The sequence below is a fragment of the Alexandriicola marinus genome, from assembly GCF_004000435.1.
Lineage (GTDB): Bacteria > Pseudomonadota > Alphaproteobacteria > Rhodobacterales > Rhodobacteraceae > Alexandriicola > Alexandriicola marinus.
On the sequence record NZ_RBVZ01000001.1, the window covers coordinates 1,073,044 to 1,091,173 of the forward strand.

Below are 18,130 nucleotides of genomic sequence, written 5' to 3' on the forward strand. Positions count from 1 at the left end.
GAGTCGGCATCAAATGCGTTGATTTGAGGGCGAAACCTTGGCCAGTTTCAGGCCGGCACCGGCGCAAACCGGTCCGTCAGCCCGCGTCGCGTGCGGGCGGGATCGAATAGGTCATGCTGGCGCGCGCCACGATCTCGGACCCTCCGTCCGATGTCAGATGGGCCTCTGCCACCGCCAGCCTGCGGCCCAGCTTCAGCAGCCGCACATCGCACAGCACATCGCGCCCCGCCTCCGGCTTGCGCATGAAGTCGATGCTGCAATTCGTGGTCACCGCCAGCGCTTCGGGCCCGATCCGGCTGAGGATGGCGAGGTAGACCGCCACGTCGGCCAGCCCGAACATCGCAGGCCCCGACACGGTGCCGCCCGGCCGCAGATGCATGTGATCGACCACGAGCCGCAGGATCAGACCGTCGTCTGTCAGCCGTTCGACCCGGTATTGGCCGTCCGCCTGGGGAAAATCGCTGACCAGAAATTCACGCAGCGCCGTTTCGTTCATCGCAACCATGCTTTCCTCCCGCCTCGCCCGGGCCTAGGGTCGCCGGTGAGGAACAGATTTGCCCGAGGAGACCGATATGCCGCTGGTTCTGCGCGATGACAAGAACGCGATCGCCACCCTGACGCTGAACGCACCCGAAAAGCTTAACGCGTTGTCGGATGCCATGCTGGCGGAACTGTCGGCCCAGATCGAGGCCCTGTCGACAGACAAGGCGATCCGCGTGGTGGTTCTGGCCGCGTCGGGCAAGGCCTTCTGCGCGGGCCACGACCTCAAGGAAATGCAGGCGGGCCGACAATCCGAAGACGGCGGCGCCGCCTATTTCGCCGACCTCTTTTCCCGCTGCTCCGATGTGATGCTGGGCCTGCAACGCCTGCCCCAACCGGTTATCGCGCGGGTCCATGGTGTCGCGGCGGCGGCGGGCTGCCAGCTGGTGGCAAGCTGTGACATGGCGGTCGCCTCGACGGCGGCGCGGTTCGGGGTCAACGGTGTCAACATCGGGCTTTTCTGCTCGACCCCGATGGTCGCCATGACCCGCGCGATCGCCCCGCGCAAGGCGTTCGAGATGCTGGTCACAGGCCGCTTTGCCGATGCCGGGGAGGCCGAGGCCATGGGCCTCGTGAACCGGGCCGTCGCCCCCGATGACCTCGATGCCGCGACCGACGACCTTGCCCGGACGGTCGCGTCCAAGCTTGACCGCGCGGTCGCCATCGGCAAGCGCGCCTTCTACGATCAGGCCGCACTCGAGACCGAAGCCGCCTATGCGCTGACCGGTCAGGTCATGGTCGAGAACCTTCTCGACAACCAGACCGAGGCCGGGATCGCGGCCTTCCTCGACAAACGCCCGCCGCCGTGGGCGGAGTGACCCGTCAGAGATCGTAGAGGTCGGCGAATTTGGCCTCGAGATAGTCGAGCAGTGGGCCCGGCTGCGGCGCAGAGCCAGTCGCGGCCTCGATCGTGGCCCGAGGGCTGCGCAGTGCCCCATGACGTTGCAGGTTCTCGCGCAGCCATCCGGTGGCGGGCGACGGGTCGCCCTCGGCCAGACTCTCGTCCAGACCGGGATGCGCGGCGCGGATCGCGGCGTTCAGGCAGCCCGCATAGACATTGCCCAGACTGTAGGTCGGGAAATACCCGAACAGGCCCACCGACCAATGCACATCCTGCAGGAACCCGTCCGACGGTTTCTGCACCGCAAGACCGAAATCGGCGGCGAAGCGATCGTTCCAGGCCGCCTCGAGATCGCGGGACGACAGATCGCCCGAGATCAGCGCCTGTTCCAGATCGAACCGCAGGAAGATGTGCAGGTTGTAATGCACCTCGTCGGCCTCTGTGCGGATAAAGCCGGTCTCGACCGCATTCACGGCCCGATAGAACGCTTCGGCATCCGCGATCCCGAACGCGCCGAACCGGTCCTGCATCCGACCATAGAGCCAGGAGGTGAAGGGTCTGCTGCGCCCGAGCTGATTCTCATAGATCCGGCTCTGGCTTTCATGGACGCCCATCGAGGCGCCCTGCCCGATCGGGGTCAGCAGATAGGTCGGATCCACCCCCTGCTCATACGCGCCGTGGCCGACCTCATGCAGCGTGGAATAGAGCGCGCCCAGCGGAAGCGCCGGATCGGTGCGGGTCGTGATCCGGACATCGAGCCCGCTACCCGAGCTGAACGGATGGACCGCCTTGTCGATACGGCCATGGTTGAAATCATATCCGAAGACACGGGCGATTTCGGCGGCAAGCGAGATCTGCACCGTCTCCTCGAACCGGCCTTCGAACGTGGGGGCGACCTTGCCCGAGGCGCGGATCGCCTCGCGCAGCGCAACCAGCCGGGGCCGCATCTCGTCAAAGATCGCGCCGATGCCGGCCGCAGTTGCCCCTGGCTCGTAATCCTGCAGCAGCGCGTCATAGGCGGAGGTGCCGGTCCCGTCACTGAGACAGGCGGCCTCCTCGCGCCGAAGTGCGATCACCTCGGTCAGGATCGGCAGAAAGACCGAAGGGTCCTCTTCGGCGCGGGCACCGGCCCAGATGCCTTGGGCCCGCGAGGTGACGCGCGCGATTTCCGACGACAGCCGGGCGGGCACCTTCATCGCCCGGTCATAGGCACGGCGTATCTCGCGCAGTTGCGCTGCCTCGACCTCGCCTTCGGGCGTCGCACCGGCGAGCCAGTCGGCAATGCGCGGATCGGTCCGGCGCCCATGCAGGACCGATTCCATCGCCGCCATCTCTTCGGCGCGCTGTTCGGCCGCGCCACGCGGCATCATGGTTTCCTGATCCCAGCCCAGACGACCGGCCACCTGTGACAGGGCCTCCGTCTCGCGCTGGAAGGCCATCAGATCATCGAAACTAGTCATGTCGGACCCTTTCAAGGCCTAGCCGCGCACCGATTGCGCCAGAGGATACCGCGCAAGGAACCGCCCCCGCAGGATCAGCGCCCAGAGGATAACCGCACCCACCTGGTGCAGGATGGCAAGGTGCAGCGGCGCGGAATACAGCACGGTCACGATGCCCAGCAGGACCTGAAGCGTCAGAACCGCCAGAACCGCGTTGAAGGCAAAGCGCGTCTGCCCGTTGGGCGACTTGCGCGCCCGCAGCCAGACGACGATGCCAAGGATGAAGACAAGGTATCCCGTCATCCGGTGGATGAACTGCACAAGCCCCGCATCCTCAAAGAAATTCCGCCAGATCGGCGTGATCTGGAACGGCTCGGGCGGCAGGAAGCCATCGCCCATCAGGGGCCATGTGGGAAAGGCACGGCCCGCGTCGATGCCCGCGACAAGCGCGCCCAGCAGGATCTGCACGAAGGCCAGATGCATCAGCCCCGTGGCGCCGGAAAACAGCCGCTTTTCACCCAGCCTGCGGGCCTGGATCAGATCGGTCTCCTTGCGGCCCATCTTCAGGATGAACCATGTCAGCGTGCCGAGGATCACGAAGGCCACGCCCAGATGGGTGGCAAGCCTGTAGGAGGCCACGTCGAACATGCCTTCCTGCAGCCCGCTATGGACCATCCACCAGCCGATCGCGCCCTGCACCCCGATGAGGACGCCCACCGAAAAGAGCGGCAGCGTCCAGCTGCGCGGGATCCGGCCAGAGGCCCAGAACGCCACGAATCCGACTGCCCAGACCACGCCGATCAGCCGGCCCAGCTGCCGGTGACCCCATTCCCACCAGTAGATGTACTTGAACTCGGCCATCGACATGCCGGCATTCTGCCGCTGGTATTCGGTGGTCTGGCGGTATGCCTCCAGCTCGCTTTGCCAATCGGCCTCCGACATCGGCGGCAGCGCGCCCGAAATCGGCGCCCATTCGGTGATCGACAGACCCGAATCCGTCAGCCGGGTCATCCCACCGACCGCGATGATGATCGCGACAAGGGCAAAAAGGATCATCAGCCAGACCCGGATCGCGCCGCGCGCATCCTTGCGTCCCCGGTCGATGGCCCCGGGCTGCGCCACTGGCGCCTTCTGCGTCGTCGCCACCTCCTCGAAGATGGAGCGGTTCGATCCCTGTTTCGGCTTCATGCCCATGCGCGGCACCCCTGTCTTGACACGAGACGATACCTATTCCCCGCGCGCGGCGCGGGCAACACTCAGCCCCGCTCTTTCCAGCGGACCATCTGCCGCATGATCCCGTGCAGCATCTGAACATCCGACCGGGTCAGCGGCATCCGGCTCCACAGGTTGCGCATGTTGCGCTGCATGTGGGCCGCCTTGTGTTCGGGAAAATAGAACCCCGCCTTTGTCAGCGCCTCGTCGTAATGCCGGGCAAGGGCGTCGATCTCCTGCTGTTCGGCCCAGTCCGAACCCGCCATCTCGACCCGCATCGCCTCGGCCTCTTCGGTGGCGCGGCGCCATTCATAGCCCGTGAGCAACACGCATTGCGCGAGGTTGAGCGATGGGAAATCGGGATTGACCGGAACGGTGACGATCGCATTGGCCTGAACGATATCGTCGTTTTCCAGGCCCGCGCGTTCGGGGCCGAACATGACGGCCACCTTTTCGCCCGCCGCGATCCGGGCGGCGGCGTCCTGCATCGCGGCCTCGGGGGTGAAGACCGGTTTGGTGATGTCGCGCGGACGCGCGGTCGTGGCATAGACATAGGTCCGGTCGGCCAGCGCCTCGGCGGTGGTGTCAAAGATTTGCGCCGCGTCCAGAACCCGGCCCGCGCCGCTGGCCATCGCGACGGCACGCTCGTTCGGCCAGCCATCGCGTGGCGCGGTGACCCGCATCCGCTCGAGCCCGAAATTCAGCATGGCCCGCGCGGCGGCGCCGATATTCTCCCCCATCTGGGGCCGGATCAGGATGAAATCGGGTTGCGGTCTGGGTTCGGTCATGTCTTTTCCTCGGGCGTGCGCCCGCTGATACGCCGGCGCGCGCGGCGCGACAAGACGGCGGCGGCAAGGGCAAGGCCCCCCGGTGCATGACGGTCAAAGTAGCCAAGCACGAAAATCCGGGCTATAGCCCCGGAACACAATGATTTTCAGGCGATCCGAAGGGTGGTCATGTCAGAGACAAGCGAACAGCCGCAGCTATACCTCATCACGCCGCCCGAGATCGAGTTGATGCGGTTCCCGGGCCAGCTTGCCGCCTGTCTCGATGCGGTGCCCGTGGCCTGCGTCCGCCTTGCGCTCGCCACCCGGGACGAGGACCGGATCGCACGCGCCGCAGATGCGCTGCGCGAACTCACCCACGAACGCGACATCGCGCTGGTGATCGACACGCACCTGATCATGGTCGAGCGACTGGGCCTCGACGGCGTCCACCTGACCGATAGCGCCCGGTCTGTCCGCAGCGCGCGCAAGGCGCTCGGAGACGAGGCCATCGTGGGCACCTTCTGCGGCACGTCGCGCCACGACGGGATGACGGCGGGCGAGTTGAGCGCGGATTACATAAGCTTCGGCCCCGTGGGCGACACGGCCCTTGGCGACGGCCGGCGGGCCGAGACGGAGCTGTTCCAATGGTGGTCCGAGATGATCGAGGTTCCCTGCGTGGCCGAAGGCGCGCTCGATGACAGCCTTGTCCGGACGCTCGCCCCCTATACCGATTTCTTCGGCATCGGGGACGAGATCTGGAACACGGACGACCCCGTTGTCGCCCTGCGCGCCCTACGCAACGCGATGATCTGAGGGATTTGCGATGAAGGCGGCGATCCTCGACAGCTATGACGGCCCCGTCCCCGTCCGGGAGGTGCCGGATCCGGCCTGCCCGCGCGACGGCGTTCTGGTGGCGGTGCGGGCCTGCGGGGTCTGCCGGTCCGATCACCACGCGTGGAAAGGCGCGGACCCGGATGTGGCCCTGCCCCATGTGATGGGGCATGAATTCGCGGGCGAGGTGATCGAGACCGGCCCCGATTGCCGGGCCTTTCGCAAGGGCGACAGGGTCACGGCCCCCTTCATCCTGTCCTGTGGCCATTGCCCCGATTGCCGTGCGGGTCATCCGACGATCTGCAACGCGCAACAGGTTATCGGTTTTACTTTCTGGGGCGCCTTTGCCGAGGTGCTGGCGGTTCCGGCGGCGGATTTCAATCTCGTCGCCTTGCCCGATACGCTGGATTACGTGTCGGCCGCGGGCATGGGCTGCCGTGTCACAACCGCTTGGCGGGCCCTGACCGACAGGTCAGACCTGCGCCCCGGCGAATGGCTGGTGATCCATGGCGCGGGCGGGATCGGCCTGTCGGCTACTCTGATCGGCGCGGCCCTCGGCGCGCGGGTGCTGGCCGTCGACGTGAGCGCCGGTGCCCTCGCCATGGCGCGCGAGCTGGGCGCCAACGCCACGCTCGATGCCGGTTCCGTGGCCGATGTGGGCGATGCCGTGCGCGAGATCACCGGTGGCGGTGCCCATGTATCGGTCGATGGTCTGGGTCACGGGGTGACCTTCGAAAATTCGCTGCGCTCTTTGCGCAAGCTGGGCCGGCACGTTCAGATCGGCATGCCGGTGGGCGCGCATGCCACGGTTCCGCTTCCGCTTCTCGATCTGGTGTATGCGCGGCAGTTGACGATCCTTGGCACGCGCGGGTTGGGGGCTGCGGGCTTTGCCCCGCTTCTGGACATGATCGATGCAGGCCGGATGGATCCCTCGCGCCTTGTCACCGCGCGCATTGCGCTGTCGCAGGCGGGAGATGCCCTGGCCGCGATGGATGGTGCGCAGCCACCTGGCGTGACGGTCATCGACCGCTTGTCGGACTAGCCGAGCCGGGTTTCGACGCCGTCCCGCACGATCCGCTCAAGCGCGGCGGCAAGCGACTTCCGGTCCGGGTAATCCGCCACCGCCACGGGCGGATGATAGACCACCCGCACATCCCCCTGCCGGCCCGCCGCCAGTGTAGACAGAAGGTGCGGGCCGAACTCCATATCGCCCCACCAGCCATAGAACCGCGGCTCTGCCCCTTTCGGCGCGTGATAGACGACGCTGACGGGCTGGATCACCATGTCGTGGCGCAGATCGTCGGACAGGAAGGCGGCGAAGAGCGTCGGCTTGAACGGCAGGACCCGCCGCCCGTCCGTCGAGGTCCCCTCGGGAAAGAACAACAGCTGATGTCCGGCGTGGAGCCTCTGTTCCAGCGTGCGGACATGATCCGAGGCCTGCCGCCTGTCCCGCTCGATGAAGAGCGTGCCGGTGGCGCGCGCAAGCCAGCCGATCCCGGCCCAGCCCGCCACCTCGGCCTTGGAGACGAAGTAGACCCTCTGCCGCGCGTTCAGCGCAAAGATATCGAGCCATGAGGAATGGTTGGCCACCACCGCGCCCTCACCCGTGATGGGCCGCCCCTCGATCCGGTGCCTGATCCCGAGGATGACGAAGGCCACCCGGCAGACCGCTTGCGTGATATAGGGCGTCACCGGCCGCGTCAGCCCGAAGACCGGCCGTTCGATCAGCCGCAGCACCAGCAGAAGCGCAAGCCCACCGAAGGTCACCAAGATCAGCGGCACCGCCCGAAGCACCGCGCGGACCCAACCGATCGTGCCGATGGATGGATGGGCTGGCTCTGTCTCGGATCGCCACGTGGGGGTCATGATCAGACGCGGATCCCGCTGGAATAGATCGCCTTGAGCCGCGCATTGAGCCGAGAGGTGTCGACGATCAGGCAGATGTCGGTGGTGTTGAACGCATGATCCACGAAGGCGCCGTCCCCGATCATGCCGCCCAGCCTGAGATAGGCCTTGATCAGTGCCGGCGTGGCCCTGAGCGCCGCTGGCTTGTCGATCGCATCGAGGGGCAGGATATCCATCGGCACATGCGCACTCGAGCGCGGCCGCAAATCGGGCGGGGCAAGATGCAGGTGATGCAGGAGCGACAAGGGCCCCGCGATGGCGTCGATATCGGTCCCGTGAAACGAGGCCACACCGAACAGAAGGTCGATCCCCTCGTCGTCGATCACATCCGACAGCGCCCGCCACAGGTGATACATCCCCGCCCCGCCGCGATAGGCCGGGTGCAGGCACGACCGGCCCAGTTCCAGCAGCGGACGGCCCGATCCCAGAAGCGGCGACAGGTCGTATTCCGACGCGGTGTAGAACCCCGGCCCCGCCTCCGCATCGGCGCGGGTCATCAGCCGGTAGACTCCGACGACCTGATCGGCCTCGGGGCGCGTTCTGTCGCGCAGCAGAAGATGGCGCGAACTGGGGTCGAAGCAATCCATCTCGAGCCGCTGATCATGATCGACCATCGGCCCGCCGCCACCCAGCTCTTCCACGAAGACGCGATAGCGCAGCCTTTGCGCGGCGCGGATATCGTCGTCACTCCGGGCGAGCGCTACGGTAAAATCTGGGTGGGAGCCCACCATCGGGTGCCATGCCTCGTCGCATCAGAAGGGCCCTTGGCCCCGGATCATCGCCTTCTAGGCGCGTGGTTACCTTTTGGCAACGAATTGACCGTAAGGGTTGGTTAACCGGTGGGTGGCCGGTGGCAGGCGCCAGTTGTCAGGCGTGAAGCATTCCACCTATAGTTGCAAAACATCCACCTCAGGGAGTGACAATGATCAATCCGACCGTTCGACCGTCTATGACAACCTTGCCCTCATCGGGGAAGTTCACGGTCACGCGGCCATTGATGTTGGATTGCACCTGTCCGGTGCCCCATTCGGGGCGCTCGGGATGCTGGACATACATGCCCGGCGAAAGGATCGAAGTGATATCTGACATGACCCCGGCTTATGGCACGAAACAGGGGGGCCGCCAATGACCCGTCGCGATGACCTGACCTCGCTTGTGGGCACGCGGATCTGCCACGATCTGGTCAATCCTCTGGGCGCGATAAGCAACGGGGTCGAGCTGATGACGCTCTCGGGTGTGCAGCGCAGCCCCGAACTCGACCTGATCGAAGAAAGCATCCAGTCGGCCAGCGCCCGGATCCGGTTCTTCCGGATCGCCTATGGATCGGGTGCAGACGACCAGATGATGGGCCGGGCCGAGATCACGACCACGCTGCAGGCCGCAGGCCGCTCAGGCCGCATCAGCTATACCTGGGGGCCAGCGGGAGATCAGAGGCGCGGTCGAGTGCGCACCGCGTTCCTGCTGCTGCAATGCCTCGAATCGGCCATGCCAAGGGGCGGCACCATCACCGTGAGCGACATCGACGGAGGATGGCAGATCACCGCCGAGGCGGATCGGTTCCTTGTCGATCCGCCCTTGTGGGACAGCCTGACCAACCCGCGCATTCGTGTCGATGTCAGCGCTGCACAGGTGCATTTCGCGCTTCTGGCCGAAGACCTGACCCGCAACAAGGTGCGTCTGTCGCTCGGGATCAGGGAGACAGAGATCGTCGCCCGGTTCTGAGGCCCCGATCAGCCGCGCACGGTTCCGTTGCCGGTCACCAGATACTTGAAACTGGTCAGCTGTTCCGCCCCAACGGGGCCGCGCGCATGCATCTTGCCCGTCGCGATCCCGATTTCGGCCCCCATCCCGAATTCCCCGCCGTCGGCGAACTGGGTCGAGGCATTGCGCATCAGGATCGCGGAATCGAGCCGTTCGAAGAAATGCGCGGCCGCCTGATCGTCGGCTGTGACGATCGCGTCGGTATGGTTCGAGCCATAGGTGCGGATATGCTCGATCGCGGCATCAACGCCGTCGACCAGCTTTGCCGCGCAGATCATGTCGAGGAACTCGCGCCCGAAATCGTCAGGTTGGGCGGGTACGGTTCCGGGCACCTTGGCCAGATCGCCCTCAGCCCGCACTTCGACACCCGCGGCCACAAGCGCGTCGATCAACACAGGCCCGTGCTGCGTATAGAAGCGCCAGTCGATCAGCAGGCATTCCATGGCGCCGCAGATGCCTGTGCGCCGGGTCTTGGCGTTAAGCACGATCTCGGCCGCCATGGCGGGATCGGCCGTGGCGCCCACATAGATGTGGCAGATACCTTCGAGATGGGCAAAGACAGGCACCCGCGCCTCGCGCTGAACAAGGCCAACCAGCCCCTTTCCGCCACGCGGCACGATCACGTCGATATGATCCGTGGCCGTCAGCATCGCGCTGACGGCGGCGCGGTCGCGGGTCGGGACCAGCTGGATCGCATCTGCCGGCAGCCCAGCCTGCGAGAGGCCGGTTTGCAGGCAGGCATGGATCGCGGTCGAGCTGTGAAAGCTCTCCGAGCCGCCCCGCAGGATCACCGCGTTGCCCGATTTCAGGCATAGCGCACCGGCATCCGCCGTGACGTTGGGGCGACTTTCATAGATCACCCCGATCACCCCGAGAGGCGTGCGCACCCTGCGGATGTTCAGCCCGCTGGGCATGTCCCATTCGGCGATCACCTCCCCCACCGGATCGGCTTGCGCGGCAACGCTGCGCAGGCCGTCGACGATGCCGTCGACCCGCCGGTCGTCCAGGATCAGCCTGTCCATCATGGCGGGGCTCAGCCCTTTTTCTTCGCCGAACACCTGATCCTCGGCATTGGCGTCGATGATATCCTGACGGCGGGCATCGATCGCGTCGGCCGCCCCGATCAGCGCCGCGTGCTTGCGTTCGGGCGAGGCAAAGGCAAGCTCAGCCGCCGCGGCGCGCGCGCGGGCACCGATATCGTACATCAAGGCGGAAATGTCGGTCTGGTCTTTCATCGATCTGCCTTTCCTGCGGGCCCGAGGCCGTCAAAGTGCCATATCATCGCGGTGAATCAAGACCGCGCGTCCGGGATAGCCAAGGATTTCGGCGATCTCATCGCTGCGGTGACCGGCGATCTTGCGCGTCTCGTCCGAGGAATAGCGGATCAGCCCGATCCCCAGTTCCGCCCCGTCGACCGACCGGCAGATCGCCACGGGATCGCCGCGGCCGAACCGGCCTGTCACACCGCGCACCCCGGCGGGCAGCAGGCTCCGCCCGTCACGCAGGGCCGCGATGGCCCCGTCATCAAGCCGGATCCGGCCCCGCGCCTTCATCGCGCCGATCCAGCCCTTGCGGGCGATGCGCGGATTGGCCGTGGGCAGGAACCACGTGGCATTCGCCCCGTCCTGAAGCGCGCGCAGCGGGCGTGCCACGTTGCCCAGCGTGATCGCCATCGCACAGCCCGAGGCCATGGCCGTGCGGGCGGCGGCCAGTTTCGTGACCATGCCGCCCTTCGACAGGCCAGAGGCCGCGTCGCCGGCCATGGCCTGAATCTCGGCCGTGATCTCGGTGATTGTGTCGAACCGCTGCGCGGCGGGATCGATCACGGGGCTGGCCGTGTAGAAGCCGTCGACGTCCGACAGAAGGACCAGCCGATCGGCCCAGACACTCATGGCGACGCGCGAAGCCAGACGATCATTGTCGCCATAGCGAATCTCATCAGTGGCCACGCTGTCGTTTTCGTTGACGATGGGCACGGCCCCCATCGACAAAAGCGTCTCAAGCGTTGCGCGCGAATTCAGGAACCTCCGGCGGTTTTCGGTGTCTTCGAGCGTTACCAGAACCTGGGCCGTCAGGATGCCATGTGCGGCCAGAGCCTCTTCATAGGCGCGGGCCAGACGGATTTGGCCCACCGCTGCCGCGGCCTGTGATTGTTCGAGGGAGAGCGCATCGCGCCCCAGCCCCAGAAGACCGCGACCAAGCGCGATGGAGCCCGAGGAGACAAGGATCACATCCTTGCCCTGCGCGCGCAGCCAGGCCACGTCCTCGGCCAGCCCCCCGAGCCAGTCGGCCCGCAATTCACCCGTGTCGGCATCGACCAGAAGCGCCGAGCCGATCTTGGCAACGATCCGTTTGCCCTCGATCAGGGTCGCCACGGGCCTTCTTCCTCGTCGTCCTGGGCGGTGCGGCGGATGCGGTCGTCGGTGATCTGGCGCCGCAGCGCGCGCAAGACATCCGTCACGCCTTCGCCGGTCACGCCCGACATGAACATCACCTCGACGCCCGTCGCCTCGCGGATTTCACCTGCGATGAAGACGCGCTCTTCCTCGTCGAGCGTGTCGATCTTGTTGAGCACCGTGACACGGGGTTTGTCGGCAAGCCCACCGCCATAAGCGTTCAACTCGCCAATGATCGTTCGGTAATCGGCGACCGGGTCACCGCTTGTCCCGTCGAGCAGATGCAGCAGGACAGCACAGCGTTCCACATGGCCGAGGAACAGATCGCCAAGGCCCCTGCCCTCGCTCGCGCCCTCGATCAGGCCCGGAATATCGGCCACGACGAATTCGGCGCCATCGACCGCCACGACACCGAGATTGGGCACCAGCGTGGTGAACGGGTAGTCCGCCACTTTTGGCCGGGCATTCGAGGTCGCGGCCAGGAAGGTAGACTTGCCAGCGTTGGGCAGGCCCAGAAGACCCACATCGGCGATCAGCTTGAGCCGGAGCCAGAGCGTGCGCTCCACCGCCTCCTGTCCGGGGTTGGCGCGGCGCGGCGCCTGATTGGTGGCCGATTTGAAATGCAGGTTGCCCCAGCCGCCATTGCCGCCCCGGGCCAAGAGAACCCGCTGACCCACCGCTGTCATGTCGGCGATCAGCGTCTCGCCATCCTCGTCGAGGATCTCGGTTCCTACCGGCACGCGCAGGACGATGTCGTCGCCATCCTTGCCGGTGCGCTGACGGCCCATCCCGTGCTGGCCGTTCTTGGCGAAGAAATGCTGCTGGTAGCGGAAATCGATCAGCGTGTTCAGCCCGTCGACGGCCTCGGCCACCACGTCGCCTCCGCGCCCGCCGTCGCCGCCGTCAGGGCCGCCGAATTCAATGTATTTCTCGCGCCGGAACGACACGCAGCCGCCACCACCGGCGCCGGAGCGGATATAGACCTTGGCGAGATCGAGGAACTTCATCTGATTGCCCTTCGGGACCTGAACCCGCGCGATACTCTAATGCGCGGCATTGCTCAAGCGGTCCCAGTCGGTTCGGGTCAGGCGGTAATCATGGCCAAGGGTCGGGACACCACGGGCGCGTGCCGGCTCATACCCGGTGCGCCAATGCACGAAGCCCAGCTTGCGCAGGACCCGGCCGGAGGCCGCGTTGTCGTGCCAGGTGGCGGCATGGATTTCGGGCCAGTCCCACTGCGCGAAGCCGTGGGACAGCGCATGACGCGCCGCCCGCGTGGCGAGGCCCCGCCCCGCAGTCTCAAGCGCATACATATAACCCAGCGTCGGCAGCCCGGCATGAACGGTCACGGCAACAGTGCCCAAAAGGCGACCCGCCTCGAAGACACCCCAGACGAAGCCCTCGCCCTTGAAGGGCCCCGATCGTGTGGCCGTAAAGACCGGATCGGCGGGCCAGGGCCAACTGCCCAACTGGCGCGTCACGTCCCAGTGACAGGCGATCTGGTGCAGATCGGCCGCGTCGTCAGGCCCGAGTTCCCGGAAGCTGAGGTCCGAGAACGCGGCCTCCCACTTCGTGCGGGTCAGGCACATGGCGCGAGACGCGACCTCCGTGCCAAGGGCGAGCGATGTGAGCATCCGGGACCCCTGATCCTCGAAGCCCAGCTTTTCAAGAACGCGCCGAGAACCTGCGTTGCCCTCCAAATGGCCGGAGCGGATCTCCTGCCGGTCAGGATCGCTGAATGCCGCCCTGATCGCAGCGCTTGCGGCTTCGGTAGCAAGGCCCCGGCCCCATACCCGCGGTTCGAGCCAATAGCCAAGCTCCTCTCCGACAGAGACGATGCCGCAGGGCGCTCCCGCCTCTGTGATGATCCAAAGCGCGCCAAGATCGCCCGCCATGACGGCCGCAAGAAACTGTTCCGCATCGGCGCGGGTGTAGGGATGCGCGACCCGTGTCAGCCAGCGCGACACCGCGATGTCACCGGCGGCTCGCGTGACCCAATCCAGATCGGCCTGCGCCAAGGGGCGCAGGACCAATCGCCGGGTCCTGATCCGGGTCATTCGTCCAGTTTGAGAGAATAGGTCCATGTCGGCACGGTCGATCCGCGAGCCACCGAATAGGCTTCGGCATCGCCCAGATAATCGAACCCGCAATTCGTCAGCACACGGGCCGAAACCGGGTTGTCCTGAAAGACCTCTGCAAAGATCTGGCGCGCCTTGTGGGGGTTGGCCGCGATCAGCCGGCGCACCGCCGCGGAGGCAATGCCCGTGTTCCAGAAACCGGGCGCCACCCAATAACGGATTTCGTCCTGCTGGCGATCCATGCCCGACAGCGTCACGAGGCCCATGACCTCGCTATGGCCCTGTTCCGATCCGTCGATAACCCAGGTATCCTCGACCCGGTCATCCCGGGAGGCGCGGTCGATCATTGCCTCGACCGTGCCGGGCGGCAACGGATGGGGAATATGCGTCGTTCCGCGCGCCACGCGCAGATCGGCGCAATAGTGCGAAATCAATCCCGCATCCGACACCCGCAATGGACGGAGGATGAAGCGATCGGCCTCGAGAATGGGCTGAGCGGTCAGTGTTTCGAACATCGGCTTTCCTCCTCCGAAAGCGGGATGGTGTGGTCCGGGATGACGGGCCCCTCCTCCGAGGCCCTTCCTGATCTGGGTGTCATCCGATGGCTACACCAGCCTGTCCTACGAATATGTGACAGGCTTGATCCCAAAAATAAAAAGGGACCGGTCTTTCGACCGATCCCCTGAAACATATGGTTTCCGGTTAGCGGCCTATTCGGCAGCCTCGGCTACCGGAAGGACGGAAATGAAGGTGCGCCCCTTGAACCCCTTGTGGAAGGAGACGTTGCCCTCGACCGTTGCAAAGATCGTGTGATCCTTACCCATGCCGACGCCCGAACCCGGGAACATCTTGGTCCCGCGCTGGCGCATGATGATGTTGCCCGGAACGACGACTTCGCCACCGAACTTCTTCACGCCAAGACGACGGCCGGCAGAGTCGCGACCGTTGCGGGAGGAACCGCCTGCTTTTTTGTGTGCCATGACTGTCTCTCCTTATTTCGCGAGTTTCTTGGCCTGGTCGACCCAGCCTTCACGCTCGATCCGGCCCTTGAAGCTAAGCTTTTCGTCGAATTCTGCAATATCCTCCGGACCCCAAGCCGCGATTTGTGCGAACGAGGTCACGCCGGCGGCGTGCAGTTTCTTCTCGAGCGCCGGGCCGACACCCGACAGCTGCTTGAGATCGTCGGCACCTGCCGCGGCGGCGGGCGCCTCGGTCGGGGCGGCGGCCTTCGGGGCCGCAGCCTTCGCGGGGGCAGCGCCACCGGCATTATGCGCCAGCGCCGATGCGATGGCCGCACCGATCGCGGCTTTCACGCCGGTCTTGTCTGCGCCGTTCTCGACAAGCTCAGTGATCTTGACGAGCGTCAGCTGCTGACGGTGGCCCTTCGTCCGCTTGGACGAATGCTTACGACGACGGCGGACAAAGTTGATGACCTTGTCACCCTTGATCTGGTCGATGACCTCGGCCTGAACGGCAGCACCGTCCACGACGGGCGTGCCCACCTTGTCGCCGATCATCAGAATATCGTTGAACTGGACGGTTTCACCCGCCTCTGCAGCCAGCTTCTCGACCCGCAGGATATCCCCTGCTGCGACCTTGTATTGCTTGCCGCCGGTTTTCATAACCGCAAACATCTTCGTTTCCTTCGTATCCCGCGTTCTTCGGTCCCCCGGATCGATCCCGGGGCGTTTCGGCTTTCGCCACCTTCGAACAGCGGCCCCCGTCTCCGGGAGCATGTTTCAACTCGCGCCGCGCGGCTCGGCATTTCGGCAGATGATCGCGCAGCCCCCGACAATCCACTTGCCGGGATGCGGGCTTATCTGCGCATCTGGACATCAAGTCAACCCTGAAGGAAGCCCCCGAATGCGCCGATTGCCCCTGTTTTTCGCGGCCCTTGCCCTTGCGGGCTGTTCATCCGAGGCGAACCATCTGGGCAACCCCCTGCTCTGGCCGTTCAACGCGCTTGGATCGGCGGTCGACAATTCTGTCTACAATGCCCGCCGGGGCGAGGTCGAGCTATTCGTCAAGACCAACCACCCCGCCCTTCTGGCCGAGATTGCCGCGGGCGGTGGGCCGCTGCTCACCGAAGCGATGGAGCTTGCGGGCATCCCATCCAGCGACCGGGCAGCCCGGCTGGTGCAGTTGCAGGCCGATCTGCCGCTCTACAGCCAGAGCCCGGAGGCCCTGATCGTCGCCCTGATGGTCTATGGCGGCTAAAGCTCCTGCGTCGTCAACTCCTCGGCCGCGGCCTCCCCCAGCGCACGGCTGATGTCGAGAAACATCCGGTCGAAGGCCTCGAACAGCGCGCGATTCATCTGCTGACCTGCCGGCGTTTGCGAAAACGCGGTGAAGGTTTGAAGCTCGGCCGCGCTGAGCGGCTGATAGGCCAGCATGAGAAACGCATAGACCCATTCGGTCGTATTCGTCCGGATATCGGGTTCCTGCGACCAGACATCGGCGAGGATCTGATCGTCGGTCATCCCCGGCGGCAGGGCACCACCGGCCTGAAGGCCGCTGAAAAAGGCGTAATTCGCATTGAGCGCGCCCATGACGTTCAACTCGATCAGGTCGTTCGCCTCGACGAAGTCGCGCACCAGAAGATAGCGGTCCGTTTCCTCCGCGATGGCGCCTGCCGCGATCTCCTTCGCGGCATCCTCGATCTCGGTCGTCAGCATCGCCTCGCGCGCCGAGACTTCGAGTTGCGGGATCGTGCGCCCGAGATCGGCATCGTAGAAGGCAAGCATCGCCTCGATCGCTGCCCCGTCGAGCGTTTCGATCATCCCCGACAGCGCCATCTGTTCCATCCGTTCGATGTCATAGATGCCCGCGATCGTCGCATTCCACGACGCACTCGGATCACCGGGGATCAGGTCGGTCGCGATCTGATCGGCATAATCCAGCCCTTCGCGCTGCATCACCGCGATGATACCCGGAAGTTCCAGAGCATCGAAGAGCCGCACCACCTGGTCTGGATCGGCCTGCGCCTGGGCCGGACCGGCCCCCAGCGCGGCCCACAAGCCCAGACCGGCCAGCGCGCCTTTCGCGAAATGTACGTGCATCTGCTCTTCCTCGTGTTGGGTTGTTCCAAGTGATAAGCGCCCCAACCCGCATTTCAAGCCCGCGCGACGGATGCGCGGATTTCGGTCTTGCGTCCCCGCGCCGGAATGCGTAGATCGCAGCCTGACCGCGGAGAGGTGCCGGAGTGGTCGAACGGGGCGGTCTCGAAAACCGTTGTGGGCGCAAGTCCACCCAGGGTTCGAATCCCTGTCTCTCCGCCAAATTTCACTTTTCCCATAGAAACAAGGCCTTAATCGAAATCCGAAGGGCCACTTCTCCAAACGCTTTCCCACGCACGAACAGCACAACGGTTTTCGACACCGCCCCGTTTACAGCAACTTTTGAGTCATCCGACCGCACCCCAAGCGGACGGCCTTTCAATCGAGTGCGGTTGGCTGTGATATTTGAGTGGATCATGTCCTGAGAAAAGGTTGATCGAATGGCAAATTGTTCTGAGTGTTGACAGGTAAGGTTGTCGGGAAAGTTCGTAGGTCAGTCTTCGGAAGTGAGGTAAGGGTCACCTTGGCTCGTGAATAATAACGGCATGATCACCGCCGATATGATAAACAGATGAAACATGGTTGAAGTCGAGAATCTGCGCCGAAATCATTCAGCGAATGATGGCTGGGAAAGGCTGGAATGCCGCGGCGCTTTCCTTGGCTGCCGGACTAAACCGTCGGGCGATCAAGGACATCCTAGTAGGTCGAGCAGCAAGCCCGAAGCTGTCGACCGTGTTTAAGATCGCGCGGGCGCTGCCTTGTGACCCATGCGAACTAATGGGGCTTGGGCCTCGTGTTTCCTTGGCCCCTGCGCTTCTGCGTCTTCTTGAGCAATACGACGAAGACGAGCAAGAACAACTTGCGCAGGCACTGGCCGCCCTTCCGCATCATCCCCGAACATAGCCAGAATCCCGATCATGATTTGATTGCGCAAACTCCGTGTCGGCACATGGAAGTGTTCACCTCTCAGAAATAGACAGCGTAATGCTGACAAAAGAAGCCTTTCCTCAGGGTCGGACGATTAATCTCCCCGAAGGCATAACCTGTGATCCTGAGACCAACCTCTATCACACCACGATGGTCGTATATTCATTTCTGAAAAGAATACTGTCTATTTCCTTGGCTACATCCAGAGAACGGAGAAACCATGACGGAAGATCGTGAGAAGCTCTTCAAGCTGTACCTGATCTATAACGGTATTGCCCCTGAACTTTGGGAGCAGCTCCTCAAAGAACAACAGCGATAATCTAAGGAGGATTCTTTCGGACGTCCTCCACAACTAATGCCTCCCCAACGTTGGCCGC

Annotated in this window: 21 protein-coding genes and 1 tRNA gene; 7 read left to right on the forward strand and 15 right to left on the reverse strand. The window is 64.6% G+C overall.

What is annotated here, in order from left to right; translation table 11 throughout:
- Positions 1-76: 76 nt before the first annotated feature.
- A complete protein-coding gene (locus EP376_RS05250; RefSeq protein ID WP_127654732.1) occupies positions 77-496 on the reverse strand; it encodes a PaaI family thioesterase in 420 nt (139 codons plus the stop codon).
- 76 nt (positions 497-572) lie between these two features.
- Here EP376_RS05250 and EP376_RS05255 point away from each other — a divergent pair, with 76 nt between their 5' ends.
- Positions 573-1,358, forward strand: a complete 786-nt coding sequence (locus tag EP376_RS05255; RefSeq protein WP_127654465.1) for an enoyl-CoA hydratase — start codon at positions 573-575, stop codon at positions 1,356-1,358.
- A 4-nt stretch (positions 1,359-1,362) separates the two neighbouring features.
- On the opposite strand, the gene EP376_RS05260 is transcribed toward EP376_RS05255, so the two are convergent.
- From EP376_RS05260 to EP376_RS05270, 3 genes are all read right to left on the reverse strand, one after another.
- Complete coding sequence (locus EP376_RS05260; protein ID WP_127654466.1) at positions 1,363-2,841, reverse strand: carboxypeptidase M32; 1,479 nt, start codon at positions 2,839-2,841, stop codon at positions 1,363-1,365.
- Between the two features lie 18 nt (positions 2,842-2,859).
- On the reverse strand, positions 2,860-4,014 hold the full coding sequence (gene ctaA / locus EP376_RS05265) for a heme A synthase (protein WP_127654467.1): 1,155 nt from the start codon (positions 4,012-4,014) through the stop codon (positions 2,860-2,862).
- 62 nt (positions 4,015-4,076) lie between these two features.
- Positions 4,077-4,820 (reverse strand): RNA methyltransferase, encoded by a 744-nt coding sequence (locus EP376_RS05270; protein ID WP_127654468.1) that lies wholly within the window; start codon positions 4,818-4,820, stop codon positions 4,077-4,079.
- A gap of 168 nt (positions 4,821-4,988) precedes the next feature.
- Here EP376_RS05270 and EP376_RS05275 point away from each other — a divergent pair, with 168 nt between their 5' ends.
- Positions 4,989-5,612 (forward strand): thiamine phosphate synthase, encoded by a 624-nt coding sequence (locus tag EP376_RS05275; protein WP_127654469.1) that lies wholly within the window; start codon positions 4,989-4,991, stop codon positions 5,610-5,612.
- Between the two features lie 10 nt (positions 5,613-5,622).
- Complete coding sequence (locus tag EP376_RS05280) at positions 5,623-6,672, forward strand: zinc-dependent alcohol dehydrogenase family protein (RefSeq protein ID WP_127654470.1); 1,050 nt, start codon at positions 5,623-5,625, stop codon at positions 6,670-6,672.
- On the opposite strand, the gene olsA is transcribed toward EP376_RS05280, so the two are convergent.
- From olsA to EP376_RS05295, 3 genes are all read right to left on the reverse strand, one after another.
- Positions 6,669-7,496 carry a lyso-ornithine lipid O-acyltransferase gene (gene olsA / locus EP376_RS05285; protein ID WP_127654471.1) on the reverse strand — a complete coding sequence of 276 codons (828 nt, stop codon included), beginning with the start codon at positions 7,494-7,496 and terminating at the stop codon, positions 6,669-6,671. The genes EP376_RS05280 and olsA overlap by 4 nt on opposite strands.
- Positions 7,497-7,498: 2 nt before the next feature.
- Entirely contained in the window at positions 7,499-8,266 is a 768-nt protein-coding gene (olsB, locus tag EP376_RS05290; protein ID WP_127654472.1) for an L-ornithine N(alpha)-acyltransferase, read from the reverse strand.
- A gap of 178 nt (positions 8,267-8,444) precedes the next feature.
- Positions 8,445-8,624: a DUF3553 domain-containing protein gene (locus EP376_RS05295; RefSeq protein ID WP_127654473.1), complete on the reverse strand. Its 180-nt coding sequence runs from the start codon at positions 8,622-8,624 to the stop codon at positions 8,445-8,447.
- Between the two features lie 36 nt (positions 8,625-8,660).
- Between EP376_RS05295 and EP376_RS05300 the strand changes: the two genes are divergently transcribed.
- A complete protein-coding gene (locus EP376_RS05300; protein ID WP_127654474.1) occupies positions 8,661-9,257 on the forward strand; it encodes a histidine phosphotransferase family protein in 597 nt (198 codons plus the stop codon).
- Between the two features lie 8 nt (positions 9,258-9,265).
- On the opposite strand, the gene EP376_RS05305 is transcribed toward EP376_RS05300, so the two are convergent.
- From EP376_RS05305 to EP376_RS05335, 7 genes are all read right to left on the reverse strand, one after another.
- On the reverse strand, positions 9,266-10,531 hold the full coding sequence (locus EP376_RS05305; RefSeq protein WP_127654475.1) for a glutamate-5-semialdehyde dehydrogenase: 1,266 nt from the start codon (positions 10,529-10,531) through the stop codon (positions 9,266-9,268).
- A gap of 30 nt (positions 10,532-10,561) precedes the next feature.
- Positions 10,562-11,671, reverse strand: coding sequence for a glutamate 5-kinase (gene proB / locus EP376_RS05310; RefSeq protein WP_127654476.1), 1,110 nt, complete (start codon positions 11,669-11,671; stop codon positions 10,562-10,564).
- Positions 11,659-12,699 carry a GTPase ObgE gene (gene obgE, locus EP376_RS05315; protein WP_127654477.1) on the reverse strand — a complete coding sequence of 347 codons (1,041 nt, stop codon included), beginning with the start codon at positions 12,697-12,699 and terminating at the stop codon, positions 11,659-11,661. The genes proB and obgE overlap by 13 nt, the downstream gene beginning before the upstream one ends.
- A 36-nt stretch (positions 12,700-12,735) precedes the next feature.
- Positions 12,736-13,725, reverse strand: a complete 990-nt coding sequence (locus EP376_RS05320) for a GNAT family N-acetyltransferase (protein ID WP_164744866.1) — start codon at positions 13,723-13,725, stop codon at positions 12,736-12,738.
- 20 nt (positions 13,726-13,745) lie between these two features.
- Complete coding sequence (locus tag EP376_RS05325; protein ID WP_127654479.1) at positions 13,746-14,285, reverse strand: GNAT family N-acetyltransferase; 540 nt, start codon at positions 14,283-14,285, stop codon at positions 13,746-13,748.
- Positions 14,286-14,480: 195 nt separating this feature from the next.
- Positions 14,481-14,750 (reverse strand): 50S ribosomal protein L27, encoded by a 270-nt coding sequence (gene rpmA / locus EP376_RS05330; RefSeq protein WP_127654480.1) that lies wholly within the window; start codon positions 14,748-14,750, stop codon positions 14,481-14,483.
- 12 nt (positions 14,751-14,762) lie between these two features.
- Complete coding sequence (locus EP376_RS05335) at positions 14,763-15,404, reverse strand: 50S ribosomal protein L21 (protein ID WP_127654481.1); 642 nt, start codon at positions 15,402-15,404, stop codon at positions 14,763-14,765.
- Positions 15,405-15,633: 229 nt separating this feature from the next.
- Between EP376_RS05335 and EP376_RS05340 the strand changes: the two genes are divergently transcribed.
- Positions 15,634-15,987, forward strand: coding sequence for a hypothetical protein (locus EP376_RS05340; RefSeq protein ID WP_164744867.1), 354 nt, complete (start codon positions 15,634-15,636; stop codon positions 15,985-15,987).
- Here EP376_RS05340 and EP376_RS05345 read toward each other — a convergent pair.
- On the reverse strand, positions 15,984-16,829 hold the full coding sequence (locus EP376_RS05345; RefSeq protein WP_127654482.1) for a DUF2059 domain-containing protein: 846 nt from the start codon (positions 16,827-16,829) through the stop codon (positions 15,984-15,986). The two genes, EP376_RS05340 and EP376_RS05345, sit on opposite strands and share 4 nt — an antisense overlap.
- A 129-nt stretch (positions 16,830-16,958) precedes the next feature.
- Here EP376_RS05345 and EP376_RS05350 point away from each other — a divergent pair.
- Together EP376_RS05350 and EP376_RS23615 are read left to right on the forward strand one after the other, a co-directional pair.
- A tRNA-Ser gene (locus EP376_RS05350) sits at positions 16,959-17,048 on the forward strand.
- A 399-nt stretch (positions 17,049-17,447) separates the two neighbouring features.
- Positions 17,448-17,729, forward strand: a complete 282-nt coding sequence (locus tag EP376_RS23615) for a helix-turn-helix domain-containing protein (RefSeq protein ID WP_420837120.1) — start codon at positions 17,448-17,450, stop codon at positions 17,727-17,729.
- Positions 17,730-18,130 lie beyond the last annotated feature (401 nt).

What these genes read in the sequence shown, in the direction of transcription:
- EP376_RS05325 (WP_127654479.1), bottom strand. Translation starts at nt 14,285, where the DNA reads ATGTTCGAAACACTGACCGCTCAGCCCATTCTCGAGGCCGATCGCTTC.
- EP376_RS05260 (WP_127654466.1), bottom strand. Translation starts at nt 2,841, where the DNA reads ATGACTAGTTTCGATGATCTGATGGCCTTCCAGCGCGAGACGGAGGCC.
- EP376_RS05340 (WP_164744867.1), top strand. Translation starts at nt 15,634, where the DNA reads ATGCGCCGATTGCCCCTGTTTTTCGCGGCCCTTGCCCTTGCGGGCTGT.
- olsA (WP_127654471.1), bottom strand. Translation starts at nt 7,496, where the DNA reads ATGACCCCCACGTGGCGATCCGAGACAGAGCCAGCCCATCCATCCATC.
- EP376_RS05295 (WP_127654473.1), bottom strand. Translation starts at nt 8,624, where the DNA reads ATGTCAGATATCACTTCGATCCTTTCGCCGGGCATGTATGTCCAGCAT.
- EP376_RS05305 (WP_127654475.1), bottom strand. Translation starts at nt 10,531, where the DNA reads ATGAAAGACCAGACCGACATTTCCGCCTTGATGTACGATATCGGTGCC.
- EP376_RS05345 (WP_127654482.1), bottom strand. Translation starts at nt 16,829, where the DNA reads ATGCACGTACATTTCGCGAAAGGCGCGCTGGCCGGTCTGGGCTTGTGG.
- EP376_RS05255 (WP_127654465.1), top strand. Translation starts at nt 573, where the DNA reads ATGCCGCTGGTTCTGCGCGATGACAAGAACGCGATCGCCACCCTGACG.
- EP376_RS05280 (WP_127654470.1), top strand. Translation starts at nt 5,623, where the DNA reads ATGAAGGCGGCGATCCTCGACAGCTATGACGGCCCCGTCCCCGTCCGG.
- EP376_RS05335 (WP_127654481.1), bottom strand. Translation starts at nt 15,404, where the DNA reads ATGTTTGCGGTTATGAAAACCGGCGGCAAGCAATACAAGGTCGCAGCA.
- obgE (WP_127654477.1), bottom strand. Translation starts at nt 12,699, where the DNA reads ATGAAGTTCCTCGATCTCGCCAAGGTCTATATCCGCTCCGGCGCCGGT.
- EP376_RS05270 (WP_127654468.1), bottom strand. Translation starts at nt 4,820, where the DNA reads ATGACCGAACCCAGACCGCAACCCGATTTCATCCTGATCCGGCCCCAG.
- EP376_RS05300 (WP_127654474.1), top strand. Translation starts at nt 8,661, where the DNA reads ATGACCCGTCGCGATGACCTGACCTCGCTTGTGGGCACGCGGATCTGC.
- ctaA (WP_127654467.1), bottom strand. Translation starts at nt 4,014, where the DNA reads ATGGGCATGAAGCCGAAACAGGGATCGAACCGCTCCATCTTCGAGGAG.
- EP376_RS05250 (WP_127654732.1), bottom strand. Translation starts at nt 496, where the DNA reads ATGAACGAAACGGCGCTGCGTGAATTTCTGGTCAGCGATTTTCCCCAG.
- rpmA (WP_127654480.1), bottom strand. Translation starts at nt 14,750, where the DNA reads ATGGCACACAAAAAAGCAGGCGGTTCCTCCCGCAACGGTCGCGACTCT.
- olsB (WP_127654472.1), bottom strand. Translation starts at nt 8,266, where the DNA reads ATGGTGGGCTCCCACCCAGATTTTACCGTAGCGCTCGCCCGGAGTGAC.
- EP376_RS05275 (WP_127654469.1), top strand. Translation starts at nt 4,989, where the DNA reads ATGTCAGAGACAAGCGAACAGCCGCAGCTATACCTCATCACGCCGCCC.
- EP376_RS23615 (WP_420837120.1), top strand. Translation starts at nt 17,448, where the DNA reads ATGGCTGGGAAAGGCTGGAATGCCGCGGCGCTTTCCTTGGCTGCCGGA.